The sequence below is a fragment of the Flavobacterium sp. ACN2 genome (genome assembly GCF_002303885.1).
Classification (GTDB): domain Bacteria; phylum Bacteroidota; class Bacteroidia; order Flavobacteriales; family Flavobacteriaceae; genus Flavobacterium.
In genome coordinates, this window is the sequence record NZ_MRCM01000004.1 from 248,783 (window position 1) to 263,899 (window position 15,117).

General features: G+C 35.4%; 13 protein-coding genes. 7 read left to right on the forward strand and 6 right to left on the reverse strand.

What is annotated here, in order from left to right:
- Nucleotides 1-51: 51 nt before the first annotated feature.
- The 5 genes from ilvA to BSF41_RS06670 form a co-directional block, all read right to left on the reverse strand.
- Nucleotides 52-1,296 (reverse strand): threonine ammonia-lyase IlvA, encoded by a 1,245-nt coding sequence (ilvA, locus tag BSF41_RS06650; protein WP_095928815.1) that lies wholly within the window; start codon nt 1,294-1,296, stop codon nt 52-54.
- A gap of 326 nt (nt 1,297-1,622) precedes the next feature.
- Complete coding sequence (locus BSF41_RS06655; protein WP_095928727.1) at nt 1,623-2,162, reverse strand: DUF4136 domain-containing protein; 540 nt, start codon at nt 2,160-2,162, stop codon at nt 1,623-1,625.
- A gap of 104 nt (nt 2,163-2,266) precedes the next feature.
- A complete protein-coding gene (locus tag BSF41_RS06660; RefSeq protein WP_095928728.1) occupies nt 2,267-4,243 on the reverse strand; it encodes a urocanate hydratase in 1,977 nt (658 codons plus the stop codon).
- A gap of 456 nt (nt 4,244-4,699) precedes the next feature.
- Nucleotides 4,700-5,674, reverse strand: a complete 975-nt coding sequence (locus BSF41_RS06665) for a D-glycerate dehydrogenase (protein ID WP_095928729.1) — start codon at nt 5,672-5,674, stop codon at nt 4,700-4,702.
- Between the two features lie 11 nt (nt 5,675-5,685).
- Nucleotides 5,686-5,865, reverse strand: coding sequence for a DUF5522 domain-containing protein (locus BSF41_RS06670; protein ID WP_095928730.1), 180 nt, complete (start codon nt 5,863-5,865; stop codon nt 5,686-5,688).
- Between the two features lie 115 nt (nt 5,866-5,980).
- Between BSF41_RS06670 and BSF41_RS06675 the strand changes: the two genes are divergently transcribed.
- The 4 genes from BSF41_RS06675 to hemL all read left to right on the forward strand — a co-directional run bounded on the left by BSF41_RS06675 (nt 5,981) and on the right by hemL (nt 9,510).
- The gene (locus BSF41_RS06675) at nt 5,981-6,316 is read left to right on the forward strand and encodes a hypothetical protein (protein WP_095928731.1); all 336 of its coding nucleotides are present in this window, start codon (nt 5,981-5,983) and stop codon (nt 6,314-6,316) included.
- Complete coding sequence (locus BSF41_RS06680; protein ID WP_095928732.1) at nt 6,313-7,221, forward strand: 1-aminocyclopropane-1-carboxylate deaminase/D-cysteine desulfhydrase; 909 nt, start codon at nt 6,313-6,315, stop codon at nt 7,219-7,221. The genes BSF41_RS06675 and BSF41_RS06680 overlap by 4 nt, the downstream gene beginning before the upstream one ends.
- Nucleotides 7,214-8,113 carry a glucosaminidase domain-containing protein gene (locus tag BSF41_RS06685; protein WP_095928733.1) on the forward strand — a complete coding sequence of 300 codons (900 nt, stop codon included), beginning with the start codon at nt 7,214-7,216 and terminating at the stop codon, nt 8,111-8,113. Before BSF41_RS06680 ends, BSF41_RS06685 begins: the two co-directional genes overlap by 8 nt.
- A gap of 110 nt (nt 8,114-8,223) precedes the next feature.
- Nucleotides 8,224-9,510, forward strand: coding sequence for a glutamate-1-semialdehyde 2,1-aminomutase (gene hemL, locus BSF41_RS06690; protein ID WP_095928734.1), 1,287 nt, complete (start codon nt 8,224-8,226; stop codon nt 9,508-9,510).
- 45 nt (nt 9,511-9,555) lie between these two features.
- Here the strand turns inward: hemL and BSF41_RS06695 are convergent, their stop codons facing one another.
- Complete coding sequence (locus BSF41_RS06695; RefSeq protein ID WP_095928735.1) at nt 9,556-9,996, reverse strand: hypothetical protein; 441 nt, start codon at nt 9,994-9,996, stop codon at nt 9,556-9,558.
- Nucleotides 9,997-10,280: 284 nt separating this feature from the next.
- Between BSF41_RS06695 and BSF41_RS06700 the strand changes: the two genes are divergently transcribed.
- The 3 genes from BSF41_RS06700 (at nt 10,281) to BSF41_RS06710 (ending at nt 15,108) form a co-directional block, all read left to right on the forward strand.
- The gene (locus tag BSF41_RS06700) at nt 10,281-11,750 is read left to right on the forward strand and encodes a nitrate/nitrite transporter (protein ID WP_095928736.1); all 1,470 of its coding nucleotides are present in this window, start codon (nt 10,281-10,283) and stop codon (nt 11,748-11,750) included.
- 6 nt (nt 11,751-11,756) lie between these two features.
- Nucleotides 11,757-12,806 (forward strand): MFS transporter, encoded by a 1,050-nt coding sequence (locus BSF41_RS06705; RefSeq protein ID WP_095928737.1) that lies wholly within the window; start codon nt 11,757-11,759, stop codon nt 12,804-12,806.
- An 85-nt stretch (nt 12,807-12,891) separates the two neighbouring features.
- Nucleotides 12,892-15,108 carry a molybdopterin oxidoreductase family protein gene (locus BSF41_RS06710; protein ID WP_095928738.1) on the forward strand — a complete coding sequence of 739 codons (2,217 nt, stop codon included), beginning with the start codon at nt 12,892-12,894 and terminating at the stop codon, nt 15,106-15,108.
- Nucleotides 15,109-15,117 lie beyond the last annotated feature (9 nt).

A 15,117-nucleotide genomic window follows, 5' to 3' on the forward strand; every position in this document is an offset into this window, starting at 1 on the left:
GTATTGAATGTGAAAAGGCTGTCATCCCATCTGACAGCCTTTGTTTTTTATTTATCCGATCAACTGTGTAAACAGATCTTGATTATCATTCAGGTATTGAAACTCAAAACCATTTTCGGTCATTTTTATTTTAATAGGCATAATGTCATTTTTGTTTTTCAATTCTAAACCAACGACAACAGAACCAACTTCTCGACTGTTTTTCTTAGCAAACTGAAAATACGTGATGTCGTCATCAGGCCCTAAAATATTATTGACAAATTCTTTTAAAGCTCCCGGACGCTGTGGAAACTGAATCATAAAATAATGCATCAAACCTTCATAAAGTAGAGAGCGCTCTTTTATTTCGGCAGTTCTTTCAATGTCATTATTGCTTCCGCTTACAATACAAACTACATTTTTTCCTTTAATTTTAGCTGCATAAAAATCTAAAGCTGCAATTGTTAATGCTCCTGCTGGTTCAACAACCATTGCTTCTTCATTATACAATCTTAAAATTGTAGTGCAGACTTTTCCTTCGGGAACCAAAATTATATCTTCCAGATTATAACGGCAGATTTCAAAAGTTTTATCTCCAACTTGTTTTACAGCAGCTCCATCTACAAATTTGTCAATTGTTTTTAGTGCCGTATTTTTGTTTTCTTCAATCGAAGTTTTCATCGAAGGAGCGCCTTTTGGTTCAACTCCAATTATTTTGGTATGCGGACTTAAATGCTTAAAAACCTCAGACAAGCCCGAAGCCAATCCGCCGCCTCCGATTGGAACAAAAACATAATCGATAGGTTCTTTACAACTTTCTAAGATTTCTAACCCAACAGTTCCTTGTCCAGCAATTACTTTTTCATCATCAAAAGGGTGGATAAATGTTTTATGATTTTTGATAGCATCAGCAGTTGCAGAAGCATAAGCGTCATCAAAAGTATCTCCAGTTAAAACAATTTCTACAAACGATTTTCCGAATAACTGAACTTGTTTTACTTTTTGTTTCGGAGTTGTTTTGGGCATATAAATTTTGCCTTGAATCTTTAAAAGATTGCAAGAATAGGCAACACCTTGAGCATGATTTCCTGCGCTGGCACAAACAATTCCGTTTGCTTTTTCTTTTTCATTTAACGAAGAAATCTTATTGTAAGCACCCCGAATTTTATACGAACGAACAATTTGCAAATCTTCTCTTTTTAATAAAATAGTAGATTCAAATTCGTCTGAAAGATTCAAATTTTGGGTTAGAGGCGTTGCGGCAACTACATTTTCAAGCTGCTTTTGGGCATTAAGTACTTCGTTAAATAAACTCATGAGAATTTGTTTTTTTGCCACGAATTCACGAATTATTTTTGATAATCTTTGAACATATAAATTCGTGAATTCGTGGCTGTTTAAAATTATTTTTAAAATAAAAAAACCTCCCAATTGGGAGGTTTCTATAAATTATATTTTACAAACTTATATAACACCTCGCCATTACTGCTGAATTGCAATAATGCTAATAATAGCGATAATAATGTTGTTAAAGTTTTTCATTTTTTTAGCTGATTGAGTAGCAAATGTATTAATTATTTCTGGAAAGTTCACAACTATTTAAAGTTTTATAAAAGCTGAGAACTACCAACTGCGACTGAAAATTACTTTTTAACTGGCGGATATTGAGCTAAAATTTTGCCTACAAACTCAGCAATTTTCTCATCTTTTTTATCGATGTTTCTTGTCAAAGTTCCAACACCTTCACCTTGCCAGATCATTTCTTTCTTTTTAGCATCGATCAAATCAATGTATAAAGTCCCTTCAGTAGAAGTAGACACGGTAGTCTGGTTACCACCATACATCATATAAGGATTCCAACCCCAGCCCCAGCCGTAACCCCAGCCAGCACTAAATTGGTTTACATCTACTTGCTCTCTGGATTTTGTAAAAATATTGATCAGTAAATCAGGATTGTCACTTTTTGTAAATCCTTTAGCTTGCATTTGATCATCAATAGCGCGTAAAATTCTTCTTTTGTCTAAGTCTGATATTTCAACCTTGTCAATTCCGGGCTTAAAGTAAGCGTATGTTTTATACGGCGCAAAATCGACAGTTTTGTCATAATCAGAATAAACAGTCACAGTACTGCAAGAAGTAAGTATCAGCAGTAACAAAAACGGAATTAACTTAAGTGTTTTCATATATCTAAGAATTAATGTTCTTTTTAAGTTTGTCAAACTGAGCGAGTGAAAGTCCTTTCATTTCTGTAAGCCCTCGATTTCGCTCAGTATGACATTATGTTATTTTAAAGCAAACTTTCGTCAACTAAATTAGGTAAAGTCACTTTTAATAAAGGTTCAACTTCCATGGCTCTTTTTATGGCAAAAACAGCACCTTCATTTCGAGCCCAGCTTCTTCTTGAAATTCCGTTGTTAACATCCCAGAAAAGCATTGATGCTAAACGTTTTGAAGCCTCTGTAGAACCATCAAGAACCATACCAAATCCGCCGTTTATAACCTCGCCCCAGCCAACTCCGCCTCCATTATGAATAGAGACCCAAGTTGCTCCTCTAAAGCTGTCTCCAATTACGTTATGAATTGCCATATCGGCTGTAAAGCGAGATCCGTCGTAGATGTTGGAAGTCTCTCTATAAGGAGAATCAGTTCCTGAAACATCGTGATGATCGCGTCCTAAAACAACCGCGCCAATTTCACCTTTTGCAATTGCCTGATTAAAAGCTTCAGCAATTTTAATTCTGCCTTCAGCGTCAGCATACAAGATTCGAGCCTGTGAACCTACAACCAATTTATTTTCCTGTGCGCCTTTAATCCATTTAATATTATCCTGCATTTGTTGCTGAATTTCATTTGGAGCAGTTTCAGCCATTTTTTCCAAAACTTCGCAAGCAATCGCATCTGTTTTTAATAAATCTTCAGGTTTACCTGAAGTACAAACCCAACGGAAAGGACCAAATCCATAATCAAAACACATTGGGCCCATAATATCCTGAACGTAACTTGGATATTTAAAATCGATATTATTTTCGGCCATTACATCGGCTCCTGCACGAGAAGCTTCTAATAAAAAGGCATTTCCGTAATCAAAAAAGTAAGTTCCTTTTGCGGTGTGTTTGTTAATAGCATCTGCGTGACGGCGTAAGGTTTCCTGAACTTTTTCTTTAAATAATTCTGGATTATTGGCCATCAAATCATTGGCTTCTTCAAAAGAAATTCCAACTGGATAATAACCACCAGCCCACGGATTATGAAGTGAAGTCTGGTCTGAACCTAAATCAATTTTGATGTTTTCCTGATCAAAACGTTCCCAAACGTCCACGACATTTCCTAAATAGGCAATCGAAACGGTTTCTTTATTCGCTTTCGCTAAAGTTACTCTGGCAACCAATTCGTCTGTAGAAGTTACCACTTCATTAATCCATCCTTGTTCGTGACGGATTTTAGTAATTTTCGGATTTACCTCAGCACAAACCGTAATGCAACCTGCAATATTTCCTGCTTTTGGCTGTGCCCCCGACATTCCACCAAGACCAGAAGTTACAAATAAACTTCCTTCAGGATTTTGTTTTATTTTTCTAAAACCATTTAAAACCGTAATTGTCGTTCCGTGTACAATTCCTTGAGGGCCAATGTACATATAACTTCCAGCCGTCATTTGTCCGTATTGTGAAACTCCCAATGCATTCATTTTTTCCCAATCGTCAGGTTTCGAGTAATTAGGAATCACCATTCCGTTGGTAACCACAACTCTTGGCGCTTCTTTATGCGAAGGAAACAATCCCATCGGATGCCCAGAATACATGGTTAAAGTTTGTTCATCTGTCATTTCAGACAAATATTGCATCGTCAATAAATACTGAGCCCAGTTTTGGAAAACGGCTCCATTTCCTCCATACGTAATCAATTCATGCGGGTGTTGTGCCACTGCATAATCCAAGTTGTTCTGAATCATATGCATAATCGCTTTCGCTTGCAATGATTTTCCTGGATATTCGTCAATTGGTCTTGCATACATTTTGTAATCTGGACGAAGACGATACATATAAATACGGCCGTATTTTTCTAATTCTTCTGAGAATTCAGGAAGTAATTCGGCGTGATGTTTTGGATCGAAATAACGTAAAGCATTTTTCAGCGCCAACTTTTTTTCTTCTGCCGAAAGAATTTCTTTTCGTTTCGGAGCATGATTAATTGCTGGATCGTAAGCCTGTTTTGATGGTAGTATAGAAGGTATTCCTTGTTGTATTTGTTCTTTGAAAGTCATTTTTTAGAGATGCTAAGTTGCTAAGATATTGCGGTTAGATTAACAACAGATTAATTTTTGTTTTTTTAATTATGCCGCCCCGCTGGGGCTTAAATGTGACTGACGGTTAATTTGTTCTATAAATATTTAGCTCTTCTGGAGCTGATAAAATAAAGACTTGCAAATGCGAAATATTTATAGAAAAACAGTAACCCCAATATAAAAGCTCCAGAGAAGCAAAATATTAGCCGATGAAATTGGAATTTAAAATTTATTTTAATTACCTCATTTTCAAATTGCCTCATTGGCAAATTGTCACATTTTCTAATTAAAAAGAGCTAGGGATAACGGATATCCGACCTATGATACGATTTGTAAATCGTAATCTTAAACTTTCTTGAACGAATATCCATTTATAATTTTAGATTTTAGATTGTTGATTTTAAATTGGAATTTGGAATTTAAAAAATTGGAATTTTAAATATAAACTTCCTCATTAACACAAAACGGCATTTTTTTATTTTCAAAAAGCGCAATAATATTTTGAGCTGCGCAAATCGCCATTGCATTTCTAGCTTCATAAGTTGCAGAGCCAATATGTGGTAAAATGCAACAATTAGGAAGTGATAATAACGGATTATCTGATTTCATTGGTTCAGGATTGGTAACATCCAATCCTGCGCCCCAGATTATACTATTCGTTAGCGCCTCAAATAAATCATTTTCATTATGAAATTTTCCTCTTGCCGTGTTGATGAAAATCGAATTAGATTTCATTTTAGCAAAAGCATTTTTATTGAAAATTTCGTTATTTTCTTCTGTATAATTCGAATGAACACTCAAAACATCACTTTCTGCAAGTAACGTTTCAAAATCTACATATTTCGCATCCAATTCTTTTTCGGCAATTTCATTATGAGAACGATTGTGGTAAATTATGTTCATTCCGAATGCGGCCTTACATTTTTTAGCCATTTCAAAACCAATTCTTCCCAAACCGAAAATTCCCAGCGTTTTACCGTAAAGTTCCTGTCCTAAATTGGCCAAAGGGTCAAAACTTCCCCAATCATTATTTAAAATTCTTTTATGATTGAAAAATGACTTTCTCGCAACACTTTGCATCAATAAAAAAGCAACATCCGATGTCGCTCTGCTTAAAACATCGGGCGTATTTCCAACAGGAATTTTTCTGCTGTTTGCCGATGGAATATTGACAGAATCAAATCCGACAGAAAACAAAGCAATTCCTTTTAAATTGGGACATTGCTGAAAAAAATCTTCATCAAACTTGTTTGTGCCAACATTCAGCAACGCATCATGTTCTTGACAGATTTTTATAAACTCTTCTCTTGACAATGCATTTTCTGTGGGATTTATTGTAAAGGTAATGCCTTTGTCTTGAAGCAATTTAATGCCATCTTCTGGTATATTTTTATTGATAAAAACCTTCATCCTGTGGTATTCTAATTTTTATTTATTCTTCCTGTTTTTTTATCATATCCGTACGGACAGTGGCGACAACCGCTTTTGCAACAATAACCACGTTTTAAATGATGTTTTTCAGTAAAGCATTTGTAACCTTCGGGCGTATAGTAAAAATCTTCGCCTTCGATTAATTTATTTTCATTACTTTGCTCTTTCATAAATCTGCTTCGGGTTCTTTTTCGGATAAACTAAAATCAAAAATATAAATATTTGATTATGATTTTATTGAAATCGAACAATTTTATAGCTACAAATTTATAAATTTTACAGCCAATGTTTCTGATTGTTGCTAAATATTTAATTCCGAAAGGGTATCGAGGAATGACTTTATTTCCTTTCGTTTTAGTTAAATATGATTTTGATAAAGCAAACGGGACTTTTGTAAATCATGAAAAAATACATTTGAGGCAACAGCTAGAAATGCTAGTTCTGCCATTCTTTATTTGGTATGTTTTGGAATTTTTAATTCGTTTAATTCAATACAAAAACAAAGATCTAGCGTATCGAAATATTAGTTTTGAAAGAGAAGCTTACACAAAAGAAACCGATTTAAATTATCTGAAAAACAGATCTTTTTTCCAGTTTCTACATTACATTAAATTAAAATGAATCCAGTTTTCAATCAATCCATCAATATTCAATTTCCGAATGATATTTCGTTGACTATAAAGCGTGAAGATCTCATTCATCCTTTTGTTTCGGGGAATAAATTTAGAAAACTGAAATACAATTTACTTCAGGCGAAAGCCGAAAATAAAACCACTTTACTGACTTTTGGCGGAGCATTTTCCAATCATATTGCAGCAGTTGCTTATGCAGGAAAAGAACAAGGCTTCAAAACCATCGGAATAATTCGAGGCGATGAACTTTTAGATAAAATAGAAGAGAATCCAACCTTGAAATTTGCCCAAGAAAATGGGATGCAATTTGAATTTGTTTCAAGAGAAGAGTATCGTTTGAAAGGTGAAAAATCTTTTATAGAAAAGTTGAAAGATAAATTTGGCGATTTTTATTTGGTTCCAGAAGGAGGTACAAACGAATTGGCAGTAAAAGGCTGCGAAGAGATTTTAACCGAAGAAGATTCGGTTTTTAATTACGTATGTTGCGCAGTTGGAACAGGTGGTACGATTTCGGGATTAATTAATAGTTCGTTGCAAAATCAGAAAATTTTGGGCTTTCCAGCGTTAAAAGGTGACTTTTTAACCGATGAAATTCGTATTTTTGCAAAAAAAGATAACTGGAATTTAATTTCTGACTATCATTTTGGAGGTTATGGAAAGATAAATTTAGAATTAATCGAATTTATTAATGCTTTTTTTGAAGAAAATAAAGTACCCTTAGATCCAATTTATACAGGAAAGATGGTTTTTGGCGTTATAGATTTAATCAGCAAAAATTATTTTCCTGCACATTCAAAAATTTTACTCATTCACACAGGCGGATTGCAGGGAATTGATGGAATGAATATAAAGTTGAAGCAGAAGAAATTACCAATACTAAAAACCAATGATTAAAAAAATTGTATTACTTCTCGTAATATTAGCTTTAGCAAGCTGCTCTTCTAGTAAGGCTGCTATCGCGACGACTAAAAAAGCGGCAGCAGTTCAAACTCGAACGGCAGCGACAAAAAGAAGTACTCCTGTTAAGCCAATCGGTAAAAACTACCCTTCTACAAATAATACAACTGAGGTTATTCAATCTACTTCCAAAACAGTTGTTACCAGCGATTTGATTAATAATTATGTCTTGCTTTACAAAGATATTGCAATGGGAAACATGAAAACGTATGGAATTCCAGCGAGTATTATTCTGGCGCAAGGAATTTTGGAATCGGGTGCAGGTAGAGGAGATTTGGCTGTAGATGCTAATAATCATTTTGGTATAAAATGTCATAATGATTGGTTAGGAGAAAGTGTTCGTCATGATGATGATTCGGCTCAGGAATGTTTTAGAAAATATCCTCAGGCATCAGAATCCTATAGAGATCATGCTTTATTTTTGGTTGGAAAAAAGCGATATGCAACTTTATTTACTTACGAAAAAGACGATTATAAATCTTGGGCAAAAGGCTTGAGAGCGGCAGGTTATGCAACAGATCCGAAATATCCAGATAAGTTAATTAGTTATATCGAACGTTATAATCTGCATCAATACGATTGCCAGGTGACAGGAAGAAACTATGTGCCAATTAATACTTCGGCTCCACCCAAAAAATCATCTTATGATGTCGCTTCTGATCCAAAGATCAATATGAGCCAATATGATCCAAATTCATACGAAGTTCAAAAAGGAGATACATTGTATTCCATATCAAAGAAATTCAATTTATTGGTTGAGGATTTAAAAAGAAAAAATAATCTAACGGATAATGCTATTTCAATTGGACAGAGACTTAAGGTTAAGTAATTAAGTGTTCAGTCTCAGTGGCAGTTTCCAGTTCTGTTGAAATTAATCTAGAAATTAAAATAGGTTTTCAGTTTTAATCTAAAATCTGAATTCTAAAATCAAAAATAAGAATGTTATATAAAAGAAGTAGTCAGCTTTTTGCTGAAGCAGTAAAAGTAATTCCGGGAGGAGTAAATTCACCAGTAAGAGCATTTAAAGCCGTTGGCGGAACTCCGATTTTTGTAAAAAGTGCCAAAGGTGCTTATTTATATGATGAAGACGGAAACAAATTAATAGATTATATTAACTCTTGGGGACCAATGGTTTTAGGTCACGCTTATCAGCCAGTTGTTGATGCTGTTATTGAAAAAGCAAAACTAGGAACTTCATTTGGTATGCCGACTGAATTGGAAACTGAAATTGCGGCTTTGGCTGTTTCTATGGTTCCAAATATTGACAAAATTCGTTTTGTAAATTCAGGTACAGAAGCTTGTATGAGTGCAATTCGTTTAGCTCGTGGATTTACAAAAAGAGATAAAATTGTAAAATTTGCAGGTTGTTACCACGGACATTCAGATTCATTTTTGATTCAAGCAGGAAGTGGAGCTGTAACTTTTGGTTCGCCAAATAGCCCTGGAGTTACAGAAGGAACTGCAAAAGATACTTTGTTAGCCAAATACAATGATTTAGAGAATGTAAAAACTTTAATCGAAGCTAATAAAGGAGAAATCGCTGCGATTATCATTGAAGCAGTTGCAGGAAATATGGGATGTATCCCTCCTCAAGAAGGATTCTTGCAAGGCTTAAGAGATTTGTGTACTGCAAACGGAATCTTATTGATTTTTGATGAGGTAATGACAGGTTTCCGTTTAGCTCGCGGAGGTGTTCAGGAATTATATGGAATCGATGCCGATATCGTGACTTTCGGAAAAGTAATTGGTGGAGGACTTCCAGTTGGAGCTTTTGCTGCACGCGAAGAAATCATGAATTATTTAGCGCCTCTTGGACCAGTTTACCAAGCAGGAACATTATCTGGAAATCCGTTGGCAATGGCAGCGGGATTGGCAATGCTAAAAGCACTTGATTCGGATAGAGAAGTTTTTACACGTTTAGAAGAAAAAACAGCTTATTTAGAAGAAGGAATTGATAGAGTTTTAAAAGCAAATAATGTTACGTTTACAATCAATAGAGTTGGTTCTATGATTTCGGTTCACTTTGATGCCAATCCAGTTACCGATTTCCAAACTGCTGCAAAAGGAGATAACGAAACATTCAAGAAATTCTTTCACGGATTATTGCAGGAAGGCGTTTACATCGCGCCATCAGCATACGAAACGTGGTTTATTACAGATGCATTAACTTACGAAGATTTAGATTTTACAATCAATGCGATTGATAAAGTATCGAAAACATTTTAAATAACAAAAAAGAGGCTTTCAAAGCCTCTTTTTTTTTGCATCAAATTAGATTTTATCTTTTTTGTGCTCTTTCATTTTATCCCTCATTTTGTCTTTTTTCTCTTCTTGCAGGGCTTTCCATTTTGTGTATTGATCAGCTTTTAAGATCGATTTCATTTTGGCATCATTTGCTGCGACTTCGTCTTCCATTTGTTTTTTGAAAGCCGCTTTTTCTTCAGCAGTTGGTTTTGTGTTGCTATCTTTTTTTTCTTTTCTAGCTTCTCTAAATTTTTCGGCTTTTGCACTTCTATCTGCTAAAAGCTGCTTTACCTGTGCTTGCTGACTAGCATCTAGACTTAATTCTGTAGTTAGTTTTTGAAGCTGTTTCTCATTGCGCTGTTCTGGAGTCATTCTCTCTCTTTGTTCACGCGCCGGTTTTTGATCCGTTTCTTGTGCAAAACTTGCTATTCCAACAAATAGCATAGCTGCGATAAATAATTTTTTCATATTCAAGTTTTTTAATTGTTTACAGATTAGACTTTATTAATTAAAACAGGTTTAATCACTCTTTTGAAATTGTGTTTTATTTAACAGATTGATTACCAGTTTTTGAAAGAATGAATTTAAATAAGATTATTATAACGCTAAATATTTGACAGTAAGTGTATTGCTTTGGATTTTTTTTTTAACTTTAGTAAACTATTGCTTTTCTGTTGTTTAGGAAAAGCAATTTCCATGATTCCCATATTTCAGTAATAGATTTTCAAAAACACAATTTAATACTTTATTCTATGGCAGATCTTTCCCAAGCCCATCGCATCCTTTTTTTAAACACTTTGGCATTTGCAATCTGTTTTGCATGCTGGACACTCAACGGAGTACTGGTCACTTTTTTAGTTGATAAAGAAATTTTTAACTGGAGTGTCGTACAGATCGGCTGGCTTTTAGGAATTCCTGTTCTTACAGGATCCATTATGAGATTGCCAATGGGAATTTTAACCGATAAGTTTGGAGGCAGAATTGTGCATTCTGCTTTATTGATTTTAGCATCAATTCCATTGTTTCTTTTACCCTTTGCGACTTCTTTTACTGTTTTTGCCATTTTAAGTTTTTTATTCGGAATGGTCGGAACCAGTTTCGCTGTAGGCGTAGCTTCAACTTCCGTGTGGTATCCAAAAGAATGGCAGGGAAGAGCTTTAGGAATTTTCGGAATGGGAACCGCAGGAGCCTCAATTACGCCATTTCTCGCACCTTCTTTATTAAGTACATTTTCAGAAAGCGATCCTGAAAATGGTTGGAAATGGCTTCCTATTCTCTACGGTTCTGCTTTATTATTGATGGGAATTGTATTTCTGATTTTTGCCAAAAACAAAAAAAGCGAAGCACAGTCTAAAACGGTAAAACAATTATTACAGCCTTTAAAGAGCGTGCGTGTTTGGCGTTTCGGAACTTATTATTTCTTAGTATTTGGCTCGTTTGTTACTTTCTCACAATGGCTTCTGCCAAATTTTATGAACGTCTATCACACAACTTTAGTTTTAGGCGGAATCTTTACTTCTTGTTTTAGTTTACCTGCAGGTGTCGTACGCGCTTTTGGAGGTTTTTTATCGGATAAATTCGGGGCTAGAAAAGTGATGTATTGGGTTTTGAGTTCTTCAGTCGTTTTAAGCTTTTTACTATTATTTCCGAAAATGGATATTACAACATCAGGAAGCGGGTTGTTATCTAGCAAAGCAGGAACAGTTACGTCTGTAGCGCCAGATAAAATAGTAATAGATGATAAAGAATATAACATCGCACAGAAAGATGAAAGTCAGCCGCATTCTAAATTTTTCCCATCCAAAAAAACATGGCAGGAAGTGGTTGTAGAGCAAAACCAAAAAGTGCAAAAGAAAGATTTATTGGCAGAAGGAATTACACAAATTCATTTTGAAGCCAATATGTGGGTGTATTTAGTTTTGGTTATTCTAATAGGAATTTCGTGGGGAATTGGTTCTGCTGCTGTTTACAAACATATACCAGATTATTTTCCTAATGAAGTTGGGGTAATTGGTGGAATGGTCGGACTCTTAGGTGGTTTAGGCGGATTCTTCGGGCCTATTATTTTCGGGTATTTATTATCATTTACCGGATTCTGGACGAGCTCATGGCTTTTTATTCTGGCGTTATCTCTGACTTGTTTAATCTGGATGCATCGTGTAATTGTGAAAATGACAAAAGAAAAACTGCCTGAAATGGCTAAAGATATTGAGCGAAAATAATCTGTCATGAAAGAAAAAACATTTAATACAAAAGCTTTATTAATTGCAACGGCCGCTTCGGTTTTTATGGTCGTATTGGTTTTCTATGGATCAAGAAAACTGCAAAATTTTGATGCGGCTTTGGTTACCTATCTGTTCGGAACTCTGTTTGCATTTTTCGGAGTGGTGTATCGATACACGGTTTGGCTGCAGCGACCTCCAACTTGGATGTATTTCAAACGCGGAATTCATTTTCTCTTTACAGGAAAAGTATTTTCGCATTTGTGGTTTTTAGGAAAAGAATCAGTTCAGAATATTGCTTTTCAGAAATTCATTTATCCAAGAGGAAAATACAGATGGCTGGCCCATTTTTGTATTGCAATTGGCTGTTTTTCGGCTTTTGCTATTACTTTCCCGCTCACATTTGGATGGATTCATTTTACCTTGGCACCCAATTCTATTTCTGTTTACGAAGCCCATTTTTTTGGTTTTAAAGTAATGGATTTCAGATTGGATTCTATTATGGCATTTCTGACTTTCCATGCCTTAAACTGGTCTTCTTATCTGGTTATTTTCGGTTCTCTTTATTATTTAAGAAGACGTTTAACCAATCCAGGGTTAATTGCCACACAGACTTTTGAAGGCGATTTACTGCCACTTCTTTTATTAATTGCCATTTCGGTTACAGGTTTATGTCTGACGTATTCATATCAGTTTATGAAAGGATTTGCGTATGATTTTCTGGCTGTAGTTCATGCCGTAACGGTTATTATGTTTTTGATATGGATTCCCTTTGGAAAGTTCTTCCATATTATTCAGCGACCGGCTCAAATTGGTGCGCATATTTACAAAAAGGAAGGAATGAAAAAAGGAATGGCTATCTGTAAAGAAACCGGAAAACCTTTTACAACTCAGCTTCACATTGATGATTTGAAAATTGTAACGAAACAATTAGGTTTTGACTTTAGTGATGATGAAGGAAATTCACACTTAGATTTAAGTCCCGAAGGAAAACGAGATCGTTTAGCGAAAGCACATTTAAAAGCAAGAATTGAAGGCGGAAATTTATTTGGATAAAAATATAGTTTCAAGTTTAAGGTTTCAAGTTTCGTAGCAGAACGTGAAACTTGAAACATGAAACCAAAAAACAACAAAAAAAATCATGGCAAAACTACCTGTATCAACTGAAAAAATAATTGAAGCATTTGGTCCGCATCTGAATTATACGCCAAAAGAAGGATATTCAGGACGTGATGAACCAGATAAAACGGTTAAAACACATTGTTGTTTCTGCGGAATGCAATGCGGTATTCAATTATCTGTAAAAGACAATAAAGTGGTTGGTTTTGAGCCTTGGATGGAATTTCCGTTCAACGAGGGGCGTTTGTGTCCAAAAGGTGTTCAGCGTTATATGCAAAATAATCATCCAGATCGATTATTACATCCAATAAAAAGAGTAGAAGGCAAAGGATTTGAACAAACCACTTGGGATGAAGCAATGGATAAAACCGTTTCTGAAATTAAAAGAATTCAGGAAAAATATGGGAAACATGCGTTTTCGATGTTATCTGGAGTTTCGTTAACTAATGAAAAAAGTTATTTGGTTGGGAAGTTTGCTAGAGTAGCTTTAAAAACAAGAAATTTAGATTACAACGGACGCCTTTGCATGGTAAGTGCTGGCGCAGGAAATAAAAAAGCATTTGGTTTAGATCGCGCTTCAAACAATTATTCTGACTTAGAATATGCTGAGGTTATTATAGTTGCTGGAGCCAATATCAGCGAAACGTTTCCCACTTTAACCCATTGGATTTGGAAAGCCAGAGATCGAGGTGCAAAACTGATTGTTGTCGATCCGCGTGTTATTCCGTTAGCAAGAACAGCCGATATTCATTTGGATGTAAGGCCAGGAACTGATTCTGCTTTGTATGGTGCAATGCTGAAATATCTCGTAGATCACGATATGTTAGATCATGATTTTATTGATAATCATACTTCAGGATTTCAGGAAACGATTGATGCTGTAAAAGAGTATACATTAGAATGGGCAGAAGAAGTTACTGGAATTTCGAAAGAAAAAATTAAAGAAGCGGCCGAATTATGGGGAAAAGCAAAAACGAGCTTTTTACTGCACGCAAGAGGAATTGAACATCACTCAAAAGGAGTAGATAATGTTTTGGGATGCATTAATCTGGTTTTGGCAACTGGAAGAATTGGAAGACCCTATTGCGGTTACGGAACGATTACCGGACAAGGAAATGGTCAGGGCGGAAGAGAGCACGGTCATAAATGTGATCAGCTGCCTGGAAACCGTGATATCGAAAATATGGATCATCGAAAATACATTGCCGATGTCTGGAAAATTAAGGAAGAAGATATGCCGCATAAAGGCATTACAGCTTATGAAATTATAGAAGCGATTCACAGTGGTGAAATAAAAGGATTGATTTCGATTTGTTTTAATCCGTTAGTATCTCTTCCAAACAATAATTATGTGCGTTCTGCTCTTGAAAAATTAGAGTTTTATGTTGCGATAGATTTCTTTTTGAATGAAACTGCCCGTCATGCGGATATTGTTTTAGCGGGTTCATTGCAGGAAGAAGAAGAAGGAACAACAACCTCAGCTGAAGGACGAGTTATCCGAATTCGACAAGCTGTAACACCTCCGGGAGATGCCAGAACCGATACTTCAATATTGTTAGAATTGGCTAAAAGGTTAGGGGAGGAAGATAAGTTTACCTACGCTGATAGCGAAGCCATCTTTAATGAACTTCGTGTTGCTTCAAAAGGAGGGACTGCCGATTACAACGGAATTACCTATAAAAAAGTAGAAGATAATATGGGCGTTTTCTGGCCATGTCCAACCGAAGATCATCCTGGAACGCCAAGATTATGGGAAGATAAAAAGTTTGCAACTCCAGACGGAAAAGCACATTTTAATCCTGCTCCGTATAAATTGCCAGGCGAAATTACAGATGAAGAATATCCGATAATATTAACTACGGGACGAGTTGTATCTCAGTATTTAAGCGGAACACAAACAAGAAGAATCGGAAAACTGGTAGATCAGTTTCCAGAACCGTTGTTGGAAATTCATCCGGAAATGGCTCAGAAATATAATATTCAGCAGAGAGAACTAGTGAAAGTTTCAACTCGAAGAGGCGAAGGAATTTTTCCAGCCAATATTGTAGAAACCATCAGAAAAGATACTGTTTTTGTACCGTATCATTGGCCAGGGAAAAAATCTGCCAATCAGTTAACGCCTGGAACTTTAGATCCTATTTCTAAAATTCCAGAGTTCAAAGTTTGTGCTTGTAAGCTGGAACCTTTGGGAGAAATCGAAAATTCATCAGACAAATCAAATGCTTATGCAAGTGTTTAATCTATAAAA

Coding starts and splice junctions, on each gene's coding strand:
- ilvA (WP_095928815.1), bottom strand. CDS start 1,296: ATGAGTTTATTTAACGAAGTACTTAATGCCCAAAAGCAGCTTGAAAAT.
- BSF41_RS06655 (WP_095928727.1), bottom strand. CDS start 2,162: ATGAAAACACTTAAGTTAATTCCGTTTTTGTTACTGCTGATACTTACT.
- BSF41_RS06660 (WP_095928728.1), bottom strand. CDS start 4,243: ATGACTTTCAAAGAACAAATACAACAAGGAATACCTTCTATACTACCA.
- BSF41_RS06665 (WP_095928729.1), bottom strand. CDS start 5,674: ATGAAGGTTTTTATCAATAAAAATATACCAGAAGATGGCATTAAATTG.
- BSF41_RS06670 (WP_095928730.1), bottom strand. CDS start 5,865: ATGAAAGAGCAAAGTAATGAAAATAAATTAATCGAAGGCGAAGATTTT.
- BSF41_RS06675 (WP_095928731.1), top strand. CDS start 5,981: ATGTTTCTGATTGTTGCTAAATATTTAATTCCGAAAGGGTATCGAGGA.
- BSF41_RS06680 (WP_095928732.1), top strand. CDS start 6,313: ATGAATCCAGTTTTCAATCAATCCATCAATATTCAATTTCCGAATGAT.
- BSF41_RS06685 (WP_095928733.1), top strand. CDS start 7,214: ATGATTAAAAAAATTGTATTACTTCTCGTAATATTAGCTTTAGCAAGC.
- hemL (WP_095928734.1), top strand. CDS start 8,224: ATGTTATATAAAAGAAGTAGTCAGCTTTTTGCTGAAGCAGTAAAAGTA.
- BSF41_RS06695 (WP_095928735.1), bottom strand. CDS start 9,996: ATGAAAAAATTATTTATCGCAGCTATGCTATTTGTTGGAATAGCAAGT.
- BSF41_RS06700 (WP_095928736.1), top strand. CDS start 10,281: ATGGCAGATCTTTCCCAAGCCCATCGCATCCTTTTTTTAAACACTTTG.
- BSF41_RS06705 (WP_095928737.1), top strand. CDS start 11,757: ATGAAAGAAAAAACATTTAATACAAAAGCTTTATTAATTGCAACGGCC.
- BSF41_RS06710 (WP_095928738.1), top strand. CDS start 12,892: ATGGCAAAACTACCTGTATCAACTGAAAAAATAATTGAAGCATTTGGT.